The 23,822-nt window shown below is 43.0% G+C and carries 19 protein-coding genes; 16 read left to right on the top strand and 3 right to left on the bottom strand.

From position 1 onward, the window contains the following. From B050_RS0120790 to trmB, 8 genes are all read left to right on the top strand, one after another. Positions 1-2,988, top strand: a complete 2,988-nt coding sequence (locus B050_RS0120790) for a tetratricopeptide repeat protein (RefSeq protein WP_018475893.1) — start codon at positions 1-3, stop codon at positions 2,986-2,988. A 37-nt stretch (positions 2,989-3,025) separates the two neighbouring features. After that, positions 3,026-4,705 (top strand): TonB-dependent receptor, encoded by a 1,680-nt coding sequence (locus tag B050_RS0120785; RefSeq protein WP_026236064.1) that lies wholly within the window; start codon positions 3,026-3,028, stop codon positions 4,703-4,705. 141 nt (positions 4,706-4,846) lie between these two features. Then, positions 4,847-5,650: an SPOR domain-containing protein gene (locus B050_RS0120780; protein WP_157492935.1), complete on the top strand. Its 804-nt coding sequence runs from the start codon at positions 4,847-4,849 to the stop codon at positions 5,648-5,650. A gap of 1 nt (position 5,651) precedes the next feature. Beyond that, complete coding sequence (locus B050_RS0120775) at positions 5,652-6,347, top strand: MotA/TolQ/ExbB proton channel family protein (RefSeq protein ID WP_026236063.1); 696 nt, start codon at positions 5,652-5,654, stop codon at positions 6,345-6,347. A gap of 47 nt (positions 6,348-6,394) precedes the next feature. Continuing rightward, positions 6,395-6,787 (top strand): ExbD/TolR family protein, encoded by a 393-nt coding sequence (locus B050_RS0120770; protein WP_018475889.1) that lies wholly within the window; start codon positions 6,395-6,397, stop codon positions 6,785-6,787. Positions 6,788-6,793: 6 nt separating this feature from the next. Continuing rightward, a complete protein-coding gene (locus B050_RS0120765; protein ID WP_018475888.1) occupies positions 6,794-7,750 on the top strand; it encodes a hypothetical protein in 957 nt (318 codons plus the stop codon). A 6-nt stretch (positions 7,751-7,756) separates the two neighbouring features. Beyond that, entirely contained in the window at positions 7,757-9,049 is a 1,293-nt protein-coding gene (locus B050_RS0120760; RefSeq protein WP_026236062.1) for a bifunctional folylpolyglutamate synthase/dihydrofolate synthase, read from the top strand. A gap of 1 nt (position 9,050) precedes the next feature. Further along, complete coding sequence (gene trmB, locus B050_RS0120755) at positions 9,051-9,713, top strand: tRNA (guanosine(46)-N7)-methyltransferase TrmB (protein WP_018475886.1); 663 nt, start codon at positions 9,051-9,053, stop codon at positions 9,711-9,713. Here trmB and B050_RS0120750 read toward each other — a convergent pair. Both B050_RS0120750 and B050_RS0120745 read right to left on the bottom strand, forming a co-directional pair. After that, positions 9,710-11,173 (bottom strand): potassium/proton antiporter, encoded by a 1,464-nt coding sequence (locus tag B050_RS0120750; protein WP_018475885.1) that lies wholly within the window; start codon positions 11,171-11,173, stop codon positions 9,710-9,712. The two genes, trmB and B050_RS0120750, sit on opposite strands and share 4 nt — an antisense overlap. A gap of 24 nt (positions 11,174-11,197) precedes the next feature. Continuing rightward, positions 11,198-11,656: a rhodanese-like domain-containing protein gene (locus tag B050_RS0120745; protein WP_018475884.1), complete on the bottom strand. Its 459-nt coding sequence runs from the start codon at positions 11,654-11,656 to the stop codon at positions 11,198-11,200. Between the two features lie 564 nt (positions 11,657-12,220). On the opposite strand from B050_RS0120745, the gene B050_RS0120740 reads away from it, so the two are divergent. Beyond that, positions 12,221-13,075: a hypothetical protein gene (locus B050_RS0120740; protein WP_018475883.1), complete on the top strand. Its 855-nt coding sequence runs from the start codon at positions 12,221-12,223 to the stop codon at positions 13,073-13,075. Between the two features lie 269 nt (positions 13,076-13,344). Here the strand turns inward: B050_RS0120740 and B050_RS23525 are convergent, their stop codons facing one another. After that, positions 13,345-13,515: a hypothetical protein gene (locus B050_RS23525; protein ID WP_157492934.1), complete on the bottom strand. Its 171-nt coding sequence runs from the start codon at positions 13,513-13,515 to the stop codon at positions 13,345-13,347. 365 nt (positions 13,516-13,880) lie between these two features. Between B050_RS23525 and B050_RS0120725 the strand changes: the two genes are divergently transcribed. The 7 genes from B050_RS0120725 (at position 13,881) to B050_RS0120695 (ending at position 23,534) form a co-directional block, all read left to right on the top strand. After that, positions 13,881-14,357, top strand: a complete 477-nt coding sequence (locus B050_RS0120725; protein ID WP_018475880.1) for a hypothetical protein — start codon at positions 13,881-13,883, stop codon at positions 14,355-14,357. Positions 14,358-14,601: 244 nt separating this feature from the next. Next, positions 14,602-15,177 (top strand): RNA polymerase sigma-70 factor, encoded by a 576-nt coding sequence (locus B050_RS0120720; protein WP_018475879.1) that lies wholly within the window; start codon positions 14,602-14,604, stop codon positions 15,175-15,177. A gap of 101 nt (positions 15,178-15,278) precedes the next feature. After that, on the top strand, positions 15,279-16,469 hold the full coding sequence (locus B050_RS22760; RefSeq protein WP_018475878.1) for a FecR family protein: 1,191 nt from the start codon (positions 15,279-15,281) through the stop codon (positions 16,467-16,469). A 102-nt stretch (positions 16,470-16,571) separates the two neighbouring features. Further along, positions 16,572-19,922 carry a TonB-dependent receptor gene (locus B050_RS0120710; RefSeq protein WP_018475877.1) on the top strand — a complete coding sequence of 1,117 codons (3,351 nt, stop codon included), beginning with the start codon at positions 16,572-16,574 and terminating at the stop codon, positions 19,920-19,922. A gap of 19 nt (positions 19,923-19,941) precedes the next feature. After that, positions 19,942-21,240 (top strand): RagB/SusD family nutrient uptake outer membrane protein, encoded by a 1,299-nt coding sequence (locus B050_RS0120705; protein WP_026236061.1) that lies wholly within the window; start codon positions 19,942-19,944, stop codon positions 21,238-21,240. A 20-nt stretch (positions 21,241-21,260) separates the two neighbouring features. Continuing rightward, a complete protein-coding gene (locus B050_RS0120700; protein WP_018475875.1) occupies positions 21,261-22,184 on the top strand; it encodes a phosphodiester glycosidase family protein in 924 nt (307 codons plus the stop codon). Positions 22,185-22,211: 27 nt separating this feature from the next. Then, positions 22,212-23,534 carry an IPT/TIG domain-containing protein gene (locus B050_RS0120695; protein ID WP_018475874.1) on the top strand — a complete coding sequence of 441 codons (1,323 nt, stop codon included), beginning with the start codon at positions 22,212-22,214 and terminating at the stop codon, positions 23,532-23,534. The last annotated feature ends 288 nt before the right edge of the window (positions 23,535-23,822 follow it).

Below are 23,822 nucleotides of genomic sequence, written 5' to 3'. Positions count from 1 at the left end.
ATGAGAAAACTATTCTTACTGATGGCCACTACTGGTTTTTTTTACCAGTCTTATGGACAATCAGGACTATACCAAACCGGAGTTGATAAACAATTTGATGATGCTTTTGAGCTCTTTGATAAGCATCAGTACAGTGCTTCTAAGCAAGCATTTGAAATTGTAAAAGGGGAGAAGTTAAGCCCCAGAAGAACCATCGACGCAGATTTTTATTATGCTGTATCCGCATTATACCTCGAAAACCCCGATGGGCCTTCCCTGGTAGAAGGGATTATTAACCATTATCCCGAAGATCCACGGGCCAATGAAGCGGCATTTATCTTAGGCGATTACCTTTTTGAAAAGCGCCATTATAAGGAAGCGATAGAGAAATACAGCCTCGTGAATGTGGATGTTATTGATTTGGAGCAGCGCTCCAAAGTGTATTTCCGTACTGGATATTCTTATTTCCAACTAAAAGATTATACCAATGCGGCTCGCTACTTTGACCCAGTGAAGAAGATGCAGACGAGCTATACGGGGGATGGTTATTATTATAGTGGCTATGTGTCCCTGCAGCAGCAGAAATATGACCAAGCCATCGCTGACCTGAAACAAGCAGATCGCTATCCTGAATATCAGGATAAGGTACCCTATATGCTTTCTGAGCTCTATTATCGTCAGCAGCGCTATGATGAGCTGATCGATTATGGCACCAGCATCACCCAATCCCGACAGAAGCTTGACCGCAAGTCAGATATTTACCTCTTATTAGCAGAAGCCTATTTTGAGCGCAGAGACTTTACCAATGCAGCCACTTATTATGATGCTTTCTCCAAAGGAGGATCCACCAAGATGAGTAGAGAGCAGATGTATAAGGCAGGGGTGGCGCAGTTTGAAGTAGGGCAATATCAGTTGGCAGCAAACTACTTCAAACAAGTAGCGCTCCAGGATGATCGCTTAGGTCAGGTGTCTAGTTATTATTTGGGGCATAGTTACCTCAAACTTAATAATCCGGAATACGCCATCACGAGTTTTAGCGCTGCCTATAAGAGCGATGTGGATGCTAATATCCAGGAAGAAGCTTTATATAATTTTGCCAAGCTAAGTCTTGAGCGTGGAAGCTATCAAGAGGCCATCAACGCCATGGACCAATACTTAGCAAAATTTCCCTCTGGAAATAATATTGGCGAGGTAGAGACCATGATGAGCGATGCGCTGATCAATACCAATAATTACCTCCGTGCAGTAGAACATATCGAAGGAATGTCCAATAAGTCTCCAGCCATACGGGCGGCCTACCAAAAGGTGACCTATTATCAGGGGCTTACTTATTTCAGAAATAAGCGTTATGCTGAGGCCATCACTTATTTTGATAAATCGATCCTTTACCCCGTAGACAAAACTATCGTCCATGAGGCTTTTTTCAGGAAAGGGGAGGCTTATGCTGCTCAGGAAAATATGCCTGCGGCGATCAAGGCCTATGAGCAGGTGACGTCAATGCGTTTGACCTCATTGGATCCGGCATTGATTCGCTCTCATTACGGCTTGGGCTATGCCTATTTTAATACTCAGCAATACAGCAAGGCGCAGCAGCAGTTTCTTCAATATAATGAGAAGATAAAGAAGGTGAATAACCTCACTTCTTATTATGATGATGCGATCCTTAGGCTAGGCGATTCTTATTATATACAGAAGAAATTTGATGAAGCGCTTTCCACTTTCAGGCAGGCGATCAATGAAAGGAATCCGGATGGCGATTATGCACATTATATGGCAGGCGTGGTGCTCAATTTCCAGAATAGAAATAAAGAGGCCATAGCAGAGCTGGATAGAGCCCTAAGTAAGTATCCTAACAGTCGATTTAGAGACGATATTGTATTCCAGAAGGCCCAGATCAATATGGAAGTGTCCAATTATGCCGATGCCAGAAAAGGGTTTTCGGAGCTCATTAGCCAGAGTCCAAACAGTGCTTTTGTGCCCTTTGCCTTGGAAGGTAGGGCAGTGGCCAGCTATTCCCTCAAGGATTATAATGAGACCATCGCTGATTATAAGAAAATCCTAGACAGCTATCCCAACGCGACTAATGCCGATGCGGCCTTAGTTGGCTTGCAAGAGACGCTGTCGCTTCAAGGAAGAACTGCCGAATTCAGTAAATACCTATCGGACTATAAGCGCTCTAACCCAGGTAATCAAAGTCTTCAAAGTATAGAATTTGAAACAGCCAAAAACCTGTTTTTCAATAAATCATATGGTGAGTCCATAAAGGCGTTTGAGGAGTTTAGAAGAAGCTATCCAAATTCCGCTCAGGAGTCCGAAGCACAGTACTTTACTGCGGATGCCTATTATAGAATGGGTCAGAAGGACAAAGCCCTTCAGCAATTTTATACGCTGGAAGGCAGAGGAGCATCGACTCATCGGTCCAAGGCCATTCAGCGAATTGCAGAGATCGAGTTTGAGAATAAAAACTACCAAAAGGCCATACCTTATTTTATCAGCAGCACCAAGCTGGCGAGAGATAAGATCGAGCAGTATGAGGCTAATCGAGGTCTGATGACGGCATATTATGAAACTAAGAAGCATGATTCAGCTTCTTACTATGCCGATAAGGTGATCGCTTTAGGGGATATCACACCGGATGCCACTGCCAGTGCTCAGCTGATCAAGGCGAAGTCCTTATTGCAGACCGGAAAAACTGCCGATGCACAGGATGAGCTTATGGCATTGCTTAATGAAAGCAGTTCTGTACAAGGCGCCGAAGCCTTATTTATGCTTGCGCAATCCTTCCACAGTGCCGGAAATTATAAGCAATCCAATGAAACGATCTTTACATTTTCTGAAAAATACGGAGTGTATTCGCTTTGGTATGGAAAGTGTTTTGTGTTGTTGGCCAAAAATTATAAGGCCCTGAATGAGAATTTCCAAGCGAAGGCGACCTTGGAGTCCATTATCGAAAACTCCGAAAATCAGCAGGTTTTGGAAGAGGCTAAGGCGGAGTTAAAAGGGTTATAATTGGAGGTTTCATCTTTAATTTTTGAATGAACTGATCATGAATAAGATATTAAGAATCATAGGCTTGTCGATGTTACTACCGATCACCGTGGCCACCGCACAGGACCAGCAAGGCAAAGAACGTGGAGAGGTGACCGATGCCGAATTTATTATCCGTAAGGATAGAGTATTGACCTTACCGAAGCGAAACAGAAATTTTGAGCCTGTCCCTGCATTGCCCCAAAATCAGGGGAATAAGCAGTTTAGCTATGCTGCGAGGGACTTCTTCTTCCAGCTGCCTCCAAGCCTTTCGGAATTGAGTCCATACCAAAAGAAGTTTGATAGTACCATCCCTGACTTATATCACGGATATGCCAAGCTAGGTTTTGGGAATTATCAGTCGCCATTAGCAGAGATTTACATTAATAATAAGGAAAGCGACTACCTGAATTACGGGGTAAAGATCCGTCATCAGGGCTTCTATGAAGGGCCTGTTGATGGGGCAAATTCCGCTGAAGATCATACCCAAGTACAGCTGCATGCCAATTATTTCACCGAATATTTCGAGGTTTTTGGCTTGCTAGGATATCAAAGAGATCGCTATCATTTCTATGGTTATACTCCAGGCACGGAGGTCGCTCCAGAGCAGATCCAGCAGTTATTCAATACCATAGATATAGAGGGGGGAATCAGAAATATCGATAAGAATGAGGCGATAAATTACCAAGCTAAATTGGGCTTGCGATTATTTGATGATGATTATTTGGCTCGTGAGCATGAGGTAAGACTTGAAAGTACCGGGAGCTATAAGATCATGGATGCGATGAATGCAGGATTGGATTTCAATACTTATTTTACCTCCCCATCGGATCAGACCTATCGTGATGTCAATAGAAATTACCTTCAGGTGAGACCTTATGCACTGTATCAGGACCAGGGACTATCAGTAAGGGCAGCGGTAAATATGGTGATAGAGAATGATGAATATGTGGATAAGCCCTCTGATTTTCATGTGTTTCCGGAATTGAATGCGAGTTATTATATTCAAGAGGAATTTGCGCTATATGGTCAGGTGACGGGTGGAGTTCAGAGAAATACCTATTATCAATTTGCGCAGGAAAACCCCTACTTAGGTCCGAGCACTCAACTACTGAATACAGTAGAAAAGCTAAAAGTAGAAGCTGGAATTAAGGGGAGTGTCACTGATGCATTTACCTATCAGCTAGGCATAGGCTATGGCGATTATGATAATATGGCTTTCTATGCCAATAGTGTCGCCGACAGTGCGAAATTTGAAATTCTCTATAATAATGGTTCTGTGCTTAATTATACAGGGAATTTAGGCTATAATTTCAGCAAGGTATATGGATTAGTGGCTGAGGCCAATTATTACCATTATAGCTTGGACGAAACGACTGAGGCCGGGAAGGCTTCTAGTCCCTGGCAGCGACCGGAGTGGGTGCTTAGCATTCAGAATATTTTCACCCCTTCCGAGCAATGGCTAATTACTGGCGGACTGGATATGATGGGAGGGATATATGCTAAAAATCTGCAGTCAGGAACGGAGGATACTCTGAAGCCTATTATTGATTTAAATGTCAAGGCAGACTATAAAATTACCGATCGATTCTCGGTTTTTGCCCAAGGAAATAATTTATTAAATCAGAAGAATGAACGGTATTGGAACTATCAATCCCGTGGTATTCAAGGGATAATTGGTGCAGGCTTTAAATTTTAGTTGCAATACCTTGAAGTAAAATAGAGGAATTAATCCCTTGTTGCAAGTTGAGTAATTGGCTCTTTTATCTTAGTTTAGCAATTTAAACCACCAAGGAGAATACTAATGGCGAAAAAGGATCAGGATAAGAAATCGAAAAAAATGAAGGATCAAGACAAGGATTTTGGTCTGCCAGAAATCGAAATTACCCCTTTAGATAAGGAGGAGAAGCGTCCTGAACCTATTCCCGTGCCCATCACTGGTACCGAAAAGTCCTCAGAAGCTCAGCTAGAAAATGCTGATAAAGAGGAGGAACCTAAAAAAGAGGAGCAGGGTGGAGCCAAAGAATCAGCCGTTGCCGCTGCGGCATTAGCAGGGGCGGCTGCGGCCAGCCAGTTTTCTAAAGAAAGTCCTGTAAACCCCCACAGCACCGCAACAACAGTGCCTCCAGCGCCTCCCGAAGTACCTAAGGATCCCCAGGAAAAAGAAAAGTCTTCCAGCCGATCAGGATGGATAATACTGGTATTACTTTTGTTAGGACTGGTAGGATTTACTATTTATTACTGGACAAACCATTATAATAAACCTGCTGAGGAGATGCCTACTGCGGTAGTGCAGCCCAAGGTGGCAGATAATATAGAAGAAGAGCCAGCTCCCGTCGTAGTAGAAGAGCCTGTAGAGGCGGCCAATGGAAATAGCAGTCCTAGCTTAGAAGAGATTACGAGTAAGTCAGATAATCCTAGGTACCTGGTGACAGTAGGAGCCTTTATAGATGGGGATTTGGCACGTGATTTTTCTAGAAAATTGAATCGCAAAGGTTATTCTACTTATCTCGTGATGCCAGGATATGGATCTAATTTCTATAAACTGGCGATTGCTGATTTTGATAATGTGATAGACGCCACCGCCAGGATAGAAGAGGAGCAGAAGAACTTCAAAGAAACTTTATGGGTTTTTAAATTTTAATATGATCATACTACAAACGTTATCTACTAACCAACAAGCCGTGACAGACACCCTGTCCACGATGGAAAGTACCACAGAAAGCATAGGGCTTTTTGATTTATTGATCAAAGGCGGTGTCATGATGATTCCGCTCTATCTTTTGTTTATCCTCGCGGTTTACATTTTTGTGGAGCGGGTGATTACCCTGAAGAAAGCCGCTCAAACTCCTAAGGACATGATGGACCAAGTGAAAATGAGGGTTCAGACAGGAGATATTGGCGGGGCAAAGATGATTTGCCAGGAAGAAAATACTCCTGTGGCCAATATGATTTCCAAAGGCTTGGAGCGTATCGGTAGCCCACTGAAAAATATTGAAGTGGCTATAGAAAATGTGGGGAAAATAGAAATCTATAAGCTGGAGAAAAACCTCAATCTGCTAGCAACAGTATCCGGAGCAGCTCCAATGATCGGGTTTTTAGGTACCGTAGCCGGGATGATCCGGGCTTTTATCGGCGTGGCGCAGGAAGAGGGAATGGTTTCCCCAAAATTACTATCTACTGGGATCTATGAAGCCATGATCACCACCGCCACAGGCTTGGTAGTGGGTATTGTGGCTTATCTTGGTTATAATTATTTGGTGGCAAAAGTTTCAAAATTGATCCATAATATGGAATATACTTCCATAGAGTTTATGGATTTATTGCAGGACAAAAAGTAAGCTGAGGAATTACCTCAGCTATTGCTTCCTCTAAATGAACTAAAACTATGGCACTTCAATCCAAACATAAGGTAGATGCTTCATTCAGCATGTCTTCAATGACCGATATTATTTTTCTGTTATTGATCTTCTTTATGCTTACCTCTTCCTTCATTACCCCTTCAGGACTTCCAGTAAATCTCCCGAGCAGTGAAGCTTCGGATATTGTGATGCAAGAGGTCACTGTGACGGTGACCAAGGACCTGCGTTATTCTGTGAATGACAGAATTGTGGGGAGAGACGAAATTAAAAATGAGCTTACCACGTTATTAGAAGGTAAGAAGGGACAAGTGGTCTTGCATATAGACAAGGATGTCCCTGTAGAATATTTGGTAGAAATTGGTGGAATCGCGGCCAAATTGGAAGCAAATGTTTCCATTGCGACCAAACCCTATAATTAATCTATTATGCAGGTAGAGGCGATAAACAAATTTAATTGGGACAGTAAGAAGAAAGCCACGGCGGTCACCGTTTTGGTAAATATTCTATTGCTGATCGCTATTTATTTTATCGTTGTATGGCGACCACAGGTTCCACCCATGTCCGAATTCGGTCTGGAGCTGAACCTTGGATTTACCGATGCAGGAAGTGGTAATCGACAAACTGAGGCGCCACCTTCCGAAAGCGAGACGGTTTCTGAGCAGGCTCCTGCGCCAGGAAGTCCCGCCGAGCAGGTCACTGAGGCCGTGCAGCCTGTGGCCCAGCCCGAGAGCAAGCCTGTATCTCAGCCTCAGCCCACTAAAGCTAAACCTCAATATGAGGCCCAATCTAATGTGAAAAGCCCCATTAAGGCCGCTGAAAAAACCACTGAGGACGTGAAAGAAACGGAGCAACCTATAAAGGAGGCTAAGCCAGTAAGCCAACCGGCCAAGGAAGAAACAAAGCAAGCAGAGAAGAAAGTAGAAGAAAAGCCTACGATTGACAAACGTGCTATTTTTGGTGCGGGTGGGACGAGTGGCACTAGTAATCAGCAGTCAGCAGGCAGTAATCAAGGGTCCACCAATCAACAGGGGGACCAAGGGAATCCTGAAGGCACTGTAGATGGTCGCTCCCTGTATCAGTCGGGCCAGGGAAATGCTGGCAACGGAGCGGGATATAACCTCGACCTGGCAGGATGGGATTTTGCTAGCAAGCCTAATATCCAGGATCGAGTTTCCAATAGATCCGGTAGGATCGTTTTTAAGATCATTGTCGATGATAACGGCAAGATTGCCCAGGCTATTCCACTCGAATATAATGTAACCAATGAGGTATTGGCTTACTACCGTGGGGTGGTCAACAAATTGATTTTTAAGCGCCAAAGTGGTAATCCTACTGCCGATTATTCGGAGGGAAAAATTACATTTATCATCAAAGTAGATTAATCAGCAATGAATTATCAGGAAACGTTGGACTACTTGTTCAACGCATTGCCGATGTTCCAACGCATAGGTGCTGCTGCATTCAAAAAGGATCTCAGCAACACCATAAAGCTCTGTGATCATCTCGACCAACCTCAGCATAAGTTTAAGTCTATCCATATCGCTGGCACCAATGGAAAGGGGAGCAGCTCTCATATGCTTGCCGCCATTTTGCAGGAAGCGGGCTATAAGGTGGGGCTCTACACCTCCCCACACCTTAAATCTTTCACAGAAAGAATAAAAATAAACGGACAGGAAATCCCCGAACAGAAAGTGGTGGATTTTGTTGCAACAAATCGTGCCTTCCTTGATGAACTTAAGCCAAGCTTCTTTGAGATGTCTGTCGGCTTAGCTTTCCAGCATTTTGCCGAGGAGAAGGTGGATTATGCAGTGGTGGAAGTGGGGATGGGAGGACGCCTGGATAGTACTAATGTCCTTCGGCCGGAGGCCTGCCTGATCACTAATATTGGTCTTGACCATACGCAATTTTTAGGTGATACCCTGCCCTTAATCGCCGCAGAAAAAGGTGGAATTATCAAACAAGATATCCCAGTCATCATAAGTCAGGCACAAGCCGAAACCATTGAGGTATTTATCAGAATCGCTCAGGAGAGAAATGCGCCTATTTTCTTTGCAGACACTTATTTCGAAATCACGAAGAAGGGATTAAATAAGGATACTTTGCTTAATGACTATCTTGTGGATAAAAGAGGTGAGATGATGGAGGTTTCATTGGATCTTCTGGGAGATTATCAGCAGTATAATCTTGGTGGCTTGATGATGACGGTGGAAGTATTGCAAGAGCAGGGGCTGAAAATAAGCATTCCTATCATCCAGTCAGCTCTCCGCAAGGCAGGGAAATCAACTGGTCTCAAGGGCAGGTTTCAGCAGCTTAGCGCATCGCCATTGATCCTCTGTGATACGGCGCACAATGCGGATGGACTGAGGATAGTGTTGAATCAGCTGAAAGGCTACAAAGCCGATAAGTATCATTTTATACTAGGTATGGTCAATGATAAGGATATTGGGTCAGTGCTCAGCTTATTTCCTAAGGAGGCTAGCTATTATTTTTGTCAAGCCAATATCCCTAGGGCTTTGGCGGCAGAAGAATTATTAGAAAGGGCCAAAGAGGCTGGATTGGAGGGCGAAATCATTGCGGATGTAAACCAGGCAATTGAGGAAGTGAGTAAAAAAGCGAAGAAAAATGAATTAATTTTTGTCGGAGGCAGTACCTTTGTGGTCGCTGAAATCGAAAATCTGTAAAATGGGAAGAAATAAGCTGGCCAGGTTCAAGGCTAATGATGAAAATAGGAATGTAGTTCAGGAAGGAAAAGCCATTTTTGAACAAATAAAAGGACAGTGGAAAGCAGTCCAATTTCAGAATGAAAAGCCTTTGGTGGTGGAGCTCGCATGTGGTCGCGGGGAATTTACCGTGGGCCTAGCTCGGGTACATCCTGAGAATAATTTCGTAGGCGTGGATATCAAAGGTGCCCGTATTTGGAAGGGTAGCACGGTCGCGATTGCCGAAGGACTCGAAAACGTTGCCTTTTTGCGAACTCAAATAGAGCATTTAGATCGCTATTTTGGGGCAGAGGAAATCAATGAATTGTGGATAACTTTTCCTGACCCACGACCGAGAGATGGCGATGAAAAGAAACGATTGACCTCTCCGAGATTTTTAGAACTTTATAAGCCCTTAGTGCAGGCGGAGGGATGGGTGCATTTCAAAACTGATAATACGGGATTGTTCGATTATACCTTGGAATTATTACAAAGCCGAGAAGACATCAGGGACTTAGTTTATACCAAGGATTTCTATACCTCGGAGTATAAGGATGACCATCATGGCATCAAAACCCGCTATGAGGCGATGTTTAGTGCCAAAGGGGAAAAGATAAAATATATGAAATTTAGATTCGCCCGCTAGACTTCCATTAGCAGTTCCTTTATTTCACGGTCCTGATCAGGGGAGTCAGTCATTATCATCAGGGTATCACGGCCTTGCAATTCAGTTTGGCCATTAGGAGTTACGAATTTACCGTCCCGACTAATCAGGACCACTCTAAAGGTGGTGGGAAAGGCGATGTCCATTAGTTTCTTTCCCTCCATTGGTGTGTTTGGAGCCAAGGTGATCTCGACCAGGTTACTGCCCCCTTCCTCAGCCATTTCCAGATCCAATAGTGACTTCTTCTTTAACTCCTCAGGTAGGGATAATTTCAACCACCTGGCGGCCAGAGGTAATGTCGTTGCCTGTAAGGCAACAGAGGTGAGGACGATAAAGAACACCACATGGAAGATCATGCTGGAGCTCTCCACCCCGTGAATCATGGGGAAGGTGGCAAATACAATTGGCACTGCACCTCGCAAACCCACCCAGGATAAGAAGGTCTTTTCGCGTAGGTTATAGTTGAAAGGCCAAAGGGTAAGGAAAATCCCTAATGGTCTCGCCACCACAATCAAAAATACTGCTGCTGCCAGAGACAAGCTGAGCACAGGGAACATCTGGCTAGGGAATACCAATAATCCCAAGGTGATGAACATGACCACCTGCATGAGCCAGGCCAGCCCATCAAAAAACTTCATGATACTTCGCTTATGTACCAGCTTGGCATTACCCACCGTAAGTGCGCAGATATATACCGCCAGGAAGCCATTGCCATATAGCAGGTCAGTAAGGCTATAGGTCAGCATGATCATCGCAATCATCAATACGGGATAAAGTCCCTCAGCATCCAGCTTGATGCGATTTACTAATAATACGATGCCTCGGCCGATTAACCAACCCAAACCCGCTCCTACAAGCATCTGAAGGAAGAATATGGGGATGATCTTGCCAAAGGAAAAATCGCCAATAGTAATCATGCTGGTGAAGGCAATGGTAAGGAAGTAGGCCATAGGGTCATTACTGCCGGACTCCAGCTCCAATAAAGGACGCAAATTGCCCTTTAAGCCAATACTCTTGCTCCTCAAAATTGAGAAAACAGCTGCTGCATCGGTAGATGAAACGATGGAGCCAAGTAATAAGCTCTCCAGCAAAGTCAAATCTGAAATCCAATATACAAATCCTCCTAAGGAAAAACTGGTAAGCAATACTCCTAAGGTGGATAAAGCAATGCCCTGTCCTAATACCGGTTTTACACTTGGCCATTTGGTATCCAGACCACCCGAAAAGAGGATGAAGGTCAAAGCAATAATACCCAAAAACTGCGTCAATGAAGGATCATCAAAGGCTATTCCTCCCAGTCCTTCAGAACCTGCCAGCATGCCCACACCTAGGAAGAGCAAGAGGGTCGGAATCCCCGTTTTACCAGAGGTTTTACTCGCCAGTACACCGGCGAACAATAAAAGAGAGGTGATGAGCAGAATGTTTTCGGCAGTCAGGACCATAAAGGCTATTTAATATGAAAAAAGTTATTTGGCAGTGCTTACCGGCGCCTGAATAGGATAGCCCTTATTGATCCAATCGATTTTTATATTATCCAAAATCGCCAATAGCTTAGGATTCGTAAAGCCCATATCATTCAATAAGGTAAAGGCTGGTCGAACATTTGGACACTTATGCAGGGGGCAGCATCCACAATAAATGATGATTTCTGTGTCTTTTGGTAGACTTTTGACCGTCTCTTTGAGCTGTTTGATATTGGCTGGATCCTGTCCTGCTCCGATATCTACAGAACCCTTAATAACTGCTTCAGGGCCTACACTCAAGATTAAAGGGAGCTTTTCGGCCTTAGTAGAATTGATTTTCTCCTTCAAATCATAAGGTGACATCATCTGCTTGGCGGTCCATGGCTCCTTGGACTGAAATGAGGTGAGAGCAGTAACTCCAATTATAAATAGTAATAAGATGCGGACAGCGTAATTTTTCATTGGGAAAGATTAAAGTGAACAGTGTAATTGGACTCAAAATTTGACGGCTGATGAAATAGAAATAGCGTATTTCTCCAGTAATGATGGTATAAATTTACAAAATAGATGTAAATGTTCGGTTACCGTTGATCAGGAAAAATGGGTATCCGTAGATTCATTTTACTAGGTTTATCTTGAATACCGCTTGTACATCCTATACGTGAACTGGGGTTTAGATGTGACCGTTTGATTACCAGTGAATTAGGCCTTGTTTCCAGCCAGGGCTTATAAAAAGGTGTAAATAAAGATTTTTCGAATTTAATGGCTTTTATATTTGAAAAAGTTATCTTCATCACCTGTATCGATAAGGTGGCCGATACATTAACTTTTCTACCATGCAGGCCGGCGGCGAACTGAGACTCTAATATTTTGAGGCGAAAAGTCTATTTTTAATTTCCCCCTGCTTTATTAACCAGTGGGAGCATTTAGAGATTAGAGAAATGGATAATCAGGGGCCTAGATGCAAAGAGGTAAGGTTTAATGCATCCAAATGAGTAAAAACCATCAGAATATAAACAGACAATTATGAATAAGAATGAACCCAGATTGCCTACGGAGGCCTTTGAGATTGAGATTAGTGATATGGATCATCAGGAGGGCTGGACGGCTGGCATGCCAGCGGGAATTTCCCACCAGCAATGGCCAAGAAGCACTTATTACGGTTACCCACTTCCACATCGCTTTACCGTCAAAGTCCCGAGGGAATATAGAGTCAAAGGGGAAGAATTTATAGCTGTATCGGTGTTTTTTGGTTCGGACGAGCCGTATCAGCAGTATAGGAAAAAGTACCATGGAGTGGAGCAGGTATTTGCTAATCCCACGCTCAGTCCTGAGCAGGAGAATTCTCCTTTTTGGCAGGGGCTGCTTGCTTATATTCAAAATCCCCACCCAATGGAGCGAAGAATGAAGGATATTTTGGGGCAAAGTTGGGCTTTAATATGGTTAACTAAGGAGGAATTTCAAGCTCCTCTCAGCGATTTCCCGTCCCATGCTTCCAGTTTATACCCTGGTTTCTCGATTGAGGAAATGAATAAAGATGAGATAGGAACCAATTGTTTTTCGGATTATGATGATCCTCACTATATAAGAATGTCCATTAGGAAAGGCGATGTAAATGTCGGGAGGAGTATGGAGGAATTTGAGGATATAGATGATCCGAATCATTATATTCCAATATTTTCGGAAGAAGGTAAGAAATTTCAGCTGAATCAATATTTTGGATCAAATCATATAGGAGGGACTGCCAACCCTTACCAGGGATACCCTGAGTTTAGCCCGTTTTATATAGAATTTGAAGAGGAAATGGGTGGGATGAATATGGGCGGTGGAAACGGGCAGATCGACCTCCTTCATGATATGGTGGATTGGGCCTGCGGATAATTTATTGTTTAGAAAACTAATTTTGGTAAAAATCGGTTAGAGGAATATGCCCTTTAAAAGCATAGAGGATTAGTTATCCTTTTATAATACAAGTCTTTAACTTAACTTTATGACTTGGAGTTTCCTATTTAGGAAACCCCCATAGCTGATGCTAAAATCCTTAATCTTGGTAGTGGACTATTGTATTTTGCAGAAATGGAAGCTATGATGACTGGCTAGGGAAGCAATATTGCCTAATGATAATGAATAAAACTAAGTCCATATTATTTTTAAATCTGTATATCCTGCTTTGGGTGCTGATACCATTCAGTCATCCAGGTGGGAATATATTGGATACCAATGGGCCTGGAAGTGATCAGCGAATGGAGGTGAAGGATAATTTTCACCAATATCCTGATACCTTTCATCTCAGCACCGGCAATACCCTTAGCATTAGCCATAGCCTGATTAATGAAGGAAATAATGATAACAATTCAGGGAATCGATTTTTATATTCTTTACCCTCTTTTGAGATTTTAAAGTCATTTGTTTCACTTCAATCAAGTGTCTTTAAGTCATTTGTTTCCAGTGTTTTAAGTGTTTTTATTTTTACGGGAGTTCATATAGCTTATCCATTCCATTATTTTTGGTAAACGGCCAAATAATATTACATCTGTCCAGTGACCCATGCCTACCTCTTTAGGTGGATCAATTGTTTTTTCTAGAGAACCAATTCAAGATTTCTTTAGAATTAGTGTCACGGGCTATATTAAAATTGACCCTCAGGTCATCATCCTCTTTATTCTTCAAAAGAAAGGTAATAAGCATGTTATATATAATAAATATACTATTGGCGCTAGTGGTTTTAGCGCTTGGGTATCAGGTGATATCCAAAATGGTAAAAGGCAATAGGTTAAGAAATAAATTGATAAAATGGACCACAGAGCAGGGGTTTTTATTATCTGCGGTGGAGTCATGGCGAGGTAAGTCCAGTATAGGTCTGGACCCTAAAAATAATATAATAGCCCTGCTCAATGAGGACAAGGGAAAAGCAAAGTTTGACCTTATAGATCTGGAGGAAATACGCGTATGCAGGGCTATTAAGGTATATAATGGAGGGGCGGATGAGGAATCCATAGAAGGCCCACTGCGCAAGATCATGATTGAATTGCATTATTTGGACGAGACCAGGCAGCACACCATCGAGGTGTATGATATGAAGAAGCAGCCCAAGCTAAGTAACGAATGGAGTTTAGCCCAGCAGTGGACCGAAAGGATCAACCGATCGATATTAATTGGCTAATAATAAGAGGTTTCCAATTCAAAACCAGACAGGTGATATTTACCCTTGTCTGGTTTTTTTCGTTGGAAACAAATTTAAAAATGCCAGTACTATTACAAACTTTCCAGATGATTTAATAAATTGATAACCTCAATTGCAAATTAGTAGGGACTTGCTTTGACTAATTTTAAGGCATCCGAATGGGGAAGGACTCGCAAGGATGGTAGTCTCCTGTCTAGGAATTAATCTAGGTCAATAAAAGAATATGGATACAGGCAAATCTCGCTTTATTAGGTATAACTCTCACTCAGAAACCCAACTGTCAATAGAGCAATTATTTTATGCCTATCATAAAAAGTTAGTTTATTTTTCTGTCCAACTACAAGGTGATCAGGAGTTAGCGGAGGATTTGGTGCAAGATGTATTTATTCATATGGCAGAGCATAGTGAACTTTTGAAGAAAGGGGAAGACCATATGCGAAATTATTTATATCGGGCGGTAAAGAATAAATCCTTAAATGCAATGCGGGATCTGGCCAGTAATGCAGAAAAGACCTTTCACCTTCCCGACAGGTCCTCTGAGGAGCAGTCCATTATTCACCATATGATCAGAACTGAGGTCATGGCCACCTTATATGAGGCACTAGAAAGCCTGCCGGAGGGATGCCGAACCATTGCCTCCTTGTCTTATCTGGATGGAAAAAGTAATCAGGAAGTTGCTGATCAGTTGGGAATATCGATAAATACGGTAAAAACCCAAAAGCAAAGAGGCCTTAAGTTATTACGATTGAAGCTGAATCCTGATGCATTTTACCTGATAGCCGTATTAATGAATTGTTAAGGAGGGTTAACGCAATGTTAATTATTAATATTTTTTAAGAAAGCCAATTTTTCTTTCACCCGAAAACCTATATCCAGTGTATAGAGAGTAAAGACACTGGAATGGACAATAAGGATTCATATGATTTTTATGCTCAATTAATCTCCAAAAGTATTCGGGGATCTCTCAGTATGGAGGAGCAATCCCTTCTTGAGGGATGGCTGACGGAAGATCCTTCAAATCGCAGCTTTTATGATCAGCTAATTTCAGAGGATTTCCTCAATCAGGAACTCCGTGAACTGGAAAAAATAGACACCGATGAGGCGTTTGCTCGCTTGGAAGCCAGGCTAAATAGTAAAAGGGAAAATCCAAGCCATAGCATTAACCAGTGGAAGAGAATCGCCTCAGTAGCCGCAGTATTTGCAGTGATGCTTTTAGGCTGGACCATTTATAAGGCTTCATTTGAGTCCTGGTCGAGCGATGGTCTTATCGGCCAAAATGCCCTTGTGGATGCTGATCCGGGATCAAACAAGGCAATTTTGGTGCTTGCTGATGGCCAAAATATCCCCTTGGAAACTATTGCAGAAGGCAGGCAGGAGATATCTCCTGGCATGCATATCGAAAAGAGCAATAATCAGGTCATTTTTAAATTGGACCGGCTGTTCGCTATGGCTTCAGAGAAAACTAATAGAATAATAGTGCCACAGGGCGGCAGGTACACCGTGGAGCTGCCAGACGGCTCTAAAGTATGGCTCAACAGTGCTTCTTCCTTAAGTTTCCAATCGGCTTTCGGAGTTGATTCACGGCAGGTTTACCTGGAAGGAGAGGCTTATTTTGAAGTCGCTCCGGATGCCCAAAGGCCTTTCCTAGTGGAAGCCAATGGAACTCAAATCCAGGTCCTCGGCACTCACTTTAATGTAAATGCTTATACTAATGAACCTGCGACCAAAACCACATTATTGGAAGGGAAGGTGCAAATACGCTATGGTGCTCATGATAAGGTACTTAAACCCGGTCAGCAAGCAATTTCCAATGAGGCATTAGCAATCAGCCCAGTTTCTACTTCAGAGATAATGGGCTGGAAAGAAGGGTATTATAGATTTAAAAGCACAAGGTTAGACGAAATTTTGCGTCAGCTGGAAAGATGGTATTCCATCAAAGTGGTGCACGATAATGAGCTTCCATTGCGGCATTTTAGTGGAACGATAAGCATGGACACTCCACTATCTAAGGTTTTGGAGATGCTGGAACTCTCTGGAGAACTTGATTTTCAATTTAAAAATGGGATGCTATATGTAACAGAAATGAAATAAAAAATTAAACCAGTGGTCCTCGGAAAACCACTGGCTTGGCTGATCAATGCCATTCACTCTAGTTAAAACAAATATTATCGATCAACTTCTAAACGTAAAGTTATGAAATTTACCTACTTGGGACAAGGGGGGCTGAGGCTTTCCTTTGCTCCACCCAATTATCTTTTGGTTATGAAATGGACCCTTATACTTAGTTTGGCATTCTGCTTTCAGGTGACAGCTAAGGTACATTCCCAGGATCTCACCTTGAAAATCAATGGGCAACAACTCACTGAGGTCTTCGCAGCGATTGAGGATCAGACGGATATTAGCTTTGTTTATTCTGATGAGATGATCCGGCAGGCAAAACCTGTCCATATAAACCTCAGCAAAGTAAGTCTGGAAGAAGCCCTTCCCATGGTATTTGCTCAGCAGCCTTTTACCTATCAATTGGTAGATCAGTATGTAGTGATCAAGGCAAAGCCCAGCGCTGAAAGGGAAGAAATAGCGATCTCTGGTACCGTAAAAAGCCAGAATGGAGAGCTCTTACCCGGGGCCACGGTAAGGCTAAAAGGCGGGTCCAAGGGTACTGTTACCGATATTGACGGAAAATTCACCCTTAGCATGCTCCCAGATGATGCCGTGCTGGTCGTCAGTTATATTGGATATGATTCGCAGGAAATAGCGCTAGGAAGTAAGTCTGAAGTAGTGATTATACTCAACCCGAGTGACAATTCACTTTCTGAGATAGTGGTGATAGGCTATGGACAGCAGGAGAGAAAGCAGGTATCGAGTGCTATAGCCGACTTCAAACCCACTGAAGAGAATTTCAGACAAGTACAAGGGCCGGATCAGTTGATTCAGGGGCGTATGGCTGGAGTATATGTTGGCGCGGGAGGAGGTACTCCAGGCAGTGATATCCGAGTAAGCATAAGAGGAATAGGATCATTAAGTGGACAAAATGAACCACTATATGTGGTAGATGGCATTCCATTGGTGAATCATAATGCTGCATTATTTGACCTTGGCGAAGGGATGAATCCCTTGGCAGAGCTTAACCCTAATGATATAGAGTCCATAGAAGTACTTAAGGATGCAGCCTCAGCGGCTATTTATGGATCACGTGCCACGAATGGAGTGGTGATAATCACCACCAAATCTGGCAAGGAAGGGAAGTCTAGCTTCAATATCCAATCCAATATAGGGGTACAATATTTACCAAATGTCAATAAGCTCAAAATGGCTGATTCGGACCTTTATCTGGAGGTCCTAAATGAGGCTAGATTTAACTATAACGAACAGAATGGGTATCAGCCTGGCGATGGAAACTTCGTCAATTATCAGGAAAATCCCTATCCTGGATATCCAGAGACAGACTGGCTGGACATAGTCACCCGCAATGCCCTGGTGTCCAATGTCAATATGTCTTTCAGTAGTGGAACCAAGAAAACCAAATTGTACCTATCTGGCGGATACCTTAATCAGCAAGGGGTCATGGAGTCCAATGAGTATAAAAAGTATAATACCAAGGTAAATATTACCCATCAGGCGACATCCTGGCTGGAGGTAGGCACTAATACTAATTTAAGTTTTTCGAGAAATAATAGAATCCCAAATGGCAATTATGGCTCTGCAATTATGCTTCGAAGTATGGGGCAGCGACCCTTTGATCGCCCATTCAAACCTAATGGGGAGTATTATGTGGGAGGCACAGAGGAATTGCTGTATCATAATAATGTGCAGATTCTCAATGAACAAAATACTAAACTGGATAATTATAGAATGCTGGGGAATGTTCATGCAGATATTCGTTTCAGCCCTTCATTTCATCTGAAAAACACCTTTGGAATGGATGCCATTTATACCGAGGATTACTTGTATTATACCGATAAGCACCCTTATGGTGCAGGGCAAGGCCGGCTATTGGATGAGCGAAGGATGATGACTAATGGGCTGATAGAAAATACATTGTATTTCGATCATACTTTTGGCAAATTAACGATCAACGCCCTGGCCGGGCACTCATTCCAGAAGGTAACCACCAGTGTTAATTCTATAGATGGCCGTGGTTTCCCTTCTCCCTCCTTTGATGTACTTTCTGTGGCCAGTGAGATTGCTTCGGCCTCCTCAGGCTTTGGTCAAAATTCCCTGGAGTCTTATTATAGTCGAGCAAATCTTAGCTATGCAGATAAGTATATGCTCTCACTATCCATCCGTGCGGATGGCTCGTCTAAATTCTCCCCGGAAAAACGCTACGGGTCTTTTCCTTCGATCTCCGCTGGCTGGAATATTTCCGATGAACCTTTTTGGAGCCTGAGTAGGACGGATTTGAAGTTTCGCGCAAGTTATGGTGCCACAGGAAATCAGGATGGGATTGGCAGTTATGCATACCAAGCATTGATGAGCGGTGGGGCAAATTATGATGGGAATAGTGGTCTGTCGATATCCACCTTTGGCAATCCAGAGCTTACCTGGGAGACAGCAAAGCAATTTGACATAGGTGTGGATTTAGGGATGTTTGCGGGAAAACTGCATCTGACAGCTGATTACTTTATTAAGAATACAGAAAATCTACTTTATAATATGCCTATTCATGCTACTTCCGGATTCAGCAGTGTGACTAGCAATATAGGCTCGATGCAAAATCGAGGATTGGAATTGATGATCGCTTATCAGCATAGGTTCGGAGAACTGGAATGGCAATCGGATTTCAATATTTCATTTATTGATAATGAACTTACCTCTTTATTAGGGGACGAGCCATTACTGATAGGGGCCAATAGGACCCTCCAAGTGGGGGAGGAAGTGGGAAGTTTCTATATGTATAAGATGCTAGGGATCTTTCAGTCTGATGAGGAGGTGCCACAGCTACTATTTGACCAGGGAGTCAGAGCAGGTGATGTTCACTATGAGGATGTAAATAATGATGGTATTATCAATGTAGATGATCGTCAGATTATTGGTACTTCAAATCCCGATTATTACGGTGGTTGGTCAAATACCTTTAAGTATAAGAATTTTGATCTGAGTGCTTTTCTTACGTATTCTCAGGGCTCCGAAATTTATGCCACTTGGCGGATTACCACTGATCGGCTAGGAATAGGTGCACAAGGCTTCCGTGAAGAGGTGGCTTTGGATCGATGGACTGGACCCGGAACTAGCAATGAGGTGCCTAGGGCTTATCATGGAAGTGGGTATAACCTCAATAACTCCTCTAGATTCCTAGAAGATGCTTCTTTTGTAAGGCTTCGGACGCTTTCGCTAGGTTATACCTTGCCCAAGGCTTTCTTATCAAAACTACAGATGTCCCATTTGAGATTTTTTGTCCAGGGAGAAAACCTTTACCTCTTCAGCAAGTATTCGGGTGTGGATCCTGAAGTTTCCAAAAATTATGATGCGCGATTCATGGGGGATGATAATATGAATCTTCCACAGCCTAGAACCATACGAGTGGGTCTGAATGCTACCTTCTAACGCTAAACTGAAAACAATTATGAAGTTTAATATATCAATCATTCTGATTATGGCGCTTATTATCGCCAGTTCTTGTAGCAATCAGCTGGACCTCTATCCTAGATCTGCAGTCTCATCGGATGCTGAGCTTACGGAGGAGGACGCCTCGTCCTTCCTTATCGGAGTGTACCAATCGGTACAAAATGACCCTGGAAGGGAATCCTATATTTTGGCAGATCTACTTGGAGGAGATATGAACTCGGCCAGCTCCACCAATGGGGGAGGAACCAATGCCTTTATCAGTAATATCATGCGTCCAGAGCACAGCTATGTAAACAGCTCGTGGAAGGGGTATTATGAGGCTTTGTATCAGGTGAATACCTTGCTGACCAGCCTTCTGACACTTCCAAATAACTCCGAAATGAATAAAAATAGGGGGGTATCTCATTATTTTAGGGCCTTTATTTATACTAGCCTGGTAACCAAATTTGGAGGGGTTCCGATCTTGAAGGAAAATTCCCTGGAGCGTATGCCGCGTAATACGGTGGAAGAAGTGTATGCCTTCATTGAGGAAGACCTGCAGATAGCCATAGACCTGGCTCCAGAGTTTAGCGGAGACCTTGGAGGGGATTTTAATAGTGTGTCTTCTGATGCCGCCAAAGCTCTTTTGGCTAGGGTAAAATTGCTACAAGGTAAAAAGATGGAAGCGGCTACTCTAGCAGAGGAGCTGATTGCAGCGCCCTATTTCCAGCTAGACAGCTTTGAAAAGATTTTTAGAAGAGAGGGGAATAGTGAAATAATATTTGCATTCGTCAATCTTACCATGGAGTCCAATATTAACCTTTCGACTCTTTTTTATACCTATGCACATCCCCAAAGTGGCTCTTATGTATTTAAACCCAACCCTTGGGCAATGCAAATGTTTAGTCCTGAGGATGTACGAGGTCCCATCTCTGTGGATACTTATGAGGGCCTGGATGTGGTCAATAAATATCCAAGTGGACAGACAGGAACCGATCAATTAAACGTCAGTCGATTAGCTGAACTATACCTGATTAGTGCTGAGGGTCAAGGGTTAGCTGGTCTTCCCAGGCTAAACGAACTCCGGGCCGCTCGTGGCTTGGAACCTGTTTCTGCTGGTAATGAAGATCAATTTCTGGATCTCCTGCTGGAAGAGCGCAGGCGAGAGCTTTTTGGAGAGGGATTTCGATGGATGGACTTAGTGCGTACTGATAAGGCCATTGACCAAATCGGTATCCAGGATCGCGAAACCTTGATGCCTATCCCGGAAACAGAACTATTACTTAATAAGAATCTGGTTCAAAACCCAGGCTATTAACCCAAAGTCAAAACAAAATTATGAAAAAATATAATAATTATTATTATACGATTGCCTTCATATCAGCCTTATTGCTGACTGCTGCAAGCTGCAAAAATGAAGATGCCTCACCTACAATTATAGAGAATGATCTGTCGCCTATTACCCAGCGACTCATGGACAGCACAGACTTGATTAATGATGTGTTTTGGGATACCACCTTCATGGTAGCTCCGGGGGTTGAGGAAACCGATATTCATTACCTGTCTATGAAAGGTCTGACGATGAGAATGTTTTTGTTTAAAGTGGACCTTAAGGAAGAGGGGGTAAGCCTTAATCCTTTGACCCCATATGGTTCCTCAGGTTTTGGAATGCAGACTATTCCTGAAATGATGAACTGGTTGGAAATTCCTGGAAAGAAGGTGGTCGCTGGAGTGAATGCGGACTTCTTTAATATGAGCACAGGCGAACCTAGAGGAATCGTATATCTCCATGGGGAGGCCATAAAAGAAGTGCCCTTGGCGGGAAGATCCTTCTTTGGTGTCGATAAAAATGGTAAACTGTTAATTGCTCATTCAGATGATCTAGAAGAATATAAGGATCAGATTTACGATGGTTTGGGAGCGGGAGACCTTTTAGTAAGGGATTATGCATTGGCGCCTATTTCTAATCAGGAGGATATCCATCCAAGGACTGCGGTGGGGATTACTGATAATCAAATAGTCTATTTTATGGTAGTTGATGGTCGCCAATTTGATTATTCCAATGGCCTAACCTTACCAGAAATGGCCTCGTTTTTTATGGCGCTGGAGGTCAAGGATGCTACCAATCTAGATGGTGGTGGTAGCTCCACCTTCGTGACCCAACATAGTCTTGCTGATGTATTTCATATTCGCAATAGACCCTCAGACGGAAGCCCCAGGCCAGTGGGTAATGGATGGGCTGTGATGGTGGATGAAAATTAATTTTTTTGCTATAAAAAGATATTTAAGATGAGATATTTAAAGTTCATACTAATTGCAGTGATCCAATTTTCATTTCTGGCCTGCTCTGAAGAGGAGAATTCCCCTGTGGACATGACCGGAAGCTTTGTCTATGCAATGAGCCCCTTCGAGGGTAGCGCCAATGATGTAATTACCATCATGGGGAGAGATTTTAATTCTTCGAGGGAGGAGAATCGAGTGTTCTTTGGAGAGCAACAAGCCATCGTGTTGGAGGCTCAACAAAATCAACTGCAGGTATTAGTGCCTGAGGGGGAAGGGATTTTGGAAGTATCAGTAGAAGTAGATGGTGATAGGAGTAAAGGAGCTGATTTGGAATTCACTTATTTACTGGCTACTCAGGATTTCGTGGTGAGCACCCTGGCTGGCAATAGTGATGTTGGCTTTGAAGACGGCCTTGGCAATAATGCGTATTTCAGTAGCCCCGAAGGGGTAAGCATTCATCCAGATGGTTATTTGATTATCACTGATAGGAGTAATAATGCTATTCGCCAGCTAGATTTTGATGGAAATGTTTCAACTCTCCTTGGATCAGGGAATAAGGGCTATAAGGACGGACCGATAGCCACGGCTTTATTGAATTTTCCATGGAAATCGTGTGTGGATGATCAGGGAAATATATATATAGCGGATAGGGATAATCATTCCATCCGTAAGATTGACCGTCAGGGGAATGTCAGCACCATCGCCGGGACAGGGGAAGCGGGCTATCAGGATGGTCCTGGGAATACCGCTCAGTTTGATCAACCCCTGGACATTGCAGTGGATTCTCAGGGGATTCTTTATGTGGCAGATAATCGAAATCATAGCATTCGAAAGATTGAGGTGGATGGCACAGTAAGTACCCTTTCTGGGAATGGTGCGCAAGGCTATCAGAATGGCAGCCTCTCAGAGTCGCAATTCAGGTATCCCTCTGGCTTAGCCATAGATAAGGAGGAAAATATAATAGTGGCTGATCGCCTCAATCATCTTATCCGTAAGATTGACCTCTCCTCCTCCCAGGTAAGTACCCTTGCCGGCGCAGGAACCCAGGGGTCACGTGATGGCTCTATTCAGGATGCCCAATTCAATAATCCTTACGGGATAGCTGTAGGGGAAGAGGGAGAGATAGTGATCGCTGATCTTTCAAACCACAAAATCAGGATGATTAGTCAGGATGAGGTCCTTACCATCGGCGGTAGTGTCAAAGGCTTCTTAGATGGTATCAGTATTACTTCCCAATTCAATAGCCCCACCGATATCGCTATTTTGGACGGTGTGATTTATATTACCGATTTGGGCAATCAGCGCATTCGAAAGATAGTTAGAAAATAATTTTTCAATCCCTTGATCAAATTACCTGGTCAAGGGATTGATCTTCTATTAAATTCAGAAATGTATTTAAATCCTATTTGTTATAGACTTTGCTTTTTTCCCCTTGGTGGTGAGGAACCACAAGAGATCCTATATATTCTCCCACTTGAAATCAGCTGATGAGGACTCTCTCTTCATTCGAATATTGACTAATATTGTCAAGGATAAATTTTCTTTGCACCGCAAAGAGATTACAACCAAGCTTCCTTACTCAAAAAGACTCCCTTATCACATATAGGCATCTTTACT

Source organism: Echinicola pacifica DSM 19836, from assembly GCF_000373245.1.
In the GTDB taxonomy this organism is placed as follows: domain Bacteria; phylum Bacteroidota; class Bacteroidia; order Cytophagales; family Cyclobacteriaceae; genus Echinicola; species Echinicola pacifica.
This window is presented reverse-complemented; position numbering and strand designations above follow the sequence as displayed.

Coding starts and splice junctions, on each gene's coding strand:
- B050_RS0120745 (WP_018475884.1), bottom strand. CDS start 11,656: ATGAAAAATTACGCTGTCCGCATCTTATTACTATTTATAATTGGAGTT.
- B050_RS0120750 (WP_018475885.1), bottom strand. CDS start 11,173: ATGGTCCTGACTGCCGAAAACATTCTGCTCATCACCTCTCTTTTATTG.
- B050_RS0120785 (WP_026236064.1), top strand. CDS start 3,026: ATGAATAAGATATTAAGAATCATAGGCTTGTCGATGTTACTACCGATC.
- B050_RS0120760 (WP_026236062.1), top strand. CDS start 7,757: ATGAATTATCAGGAAACGTTGGACTACTTGTTCAACGCATTGCCGATG.
- B050_RS0120770 (WP_018475889.1), top strand. CDS start 6,395: ATGGCACTTCAATCCAAACATAAGGTAGATGCTTCATTCAGCATGTCT.
- B050_RS0120740 (WP_018475883.1), top strand. CDS start 12,221: ATGAATAAGAATGAACCCAGATTGCCTACGGAGGCCTTTGAGATTGAG.
- B050_RS0120725 (WP_018475880.1), top strand. CDS start 13,881: ATGTTATATATAATAAATATACTATTGGCGCTAGTGGTTTTAGCGCTT.
- B050_RS0120790 (WP_018475893.1), top strand. CDS start 1: ATGAGAAAACTATTCTTACTGATGGCCACTACTGGTTTTTTTTACCAG.
- trmB (WP_018475886.1), top strand. CDS start 9,051: ATGGGAAGAAATAAGCTGGCCAGGTTCAAGGCTAATGATGAAAATAGG.
- B050_RS0120705 (WP_026236061.1), top strand. CDS start 19,942: ATGAAGTTTAATATATCAATCATTCTGATTATGGCGCTTATTATCGCC.
- B050_RS0120765 (WP_018475888.1), top strand. CDS start 6,794: ATGCAGGTAGAGGCGATAAACAAATTTAATTGGGACAGTAAGAAGAAA.
- B050_RS0120720 (WP_018475879.1), top strand. CDS start 14,602: ATGGATACAGGCAAATCTCGCTTTATTAGGTATAACTCTCACTCAGAA.
- B050_RS0120710 (WP_018475877.1), top strand. CDS start 16,572: ATGAAATTTACCTACTTGGGACAAGGGGGGCTGAGGCTTTCCTTTGCT.
- B050_RS0120700 (WP_018475875.1), top strand. CDS start 21,261: ATGAAAAAATATAATAATTATTATTATACGATTGCCTTCATATCAGCC.
- B050_RS22760 (WP_018475878.1), top strand. CDS start 15,279: ATGGACAATAAGGATTCATATGATTTTTATGCTCAATTAATCTCCAAA.
- B050_RS0120695 (WP_018475874.1), top strand. CDS start 22,212: ATGAGATATTTAAAGTTCATACTAATTGCAGTGATCCAATTTTCATTT.
- B050_RS23525 (WP_157492934.1), bottom strand. CDS start 13,515: ATGGCTAATGCTAAGGGTATTGCCGGTGCTGAGATGAAAGGTATCAGG.
- B050_RS0120775 (WP_026236063.1), top strand. CDS start 5,652: ATGATCATACTACAAACGTTATCTACTAACCAACAAGCCGTGACAGAC.
- B050_RS0120780 (WP_157492935.1), top strand. CDS start 4,847: ATGAAGGATCAAGACAAGGATTTTGGTCTGCCAGAAATCGAAATTACC.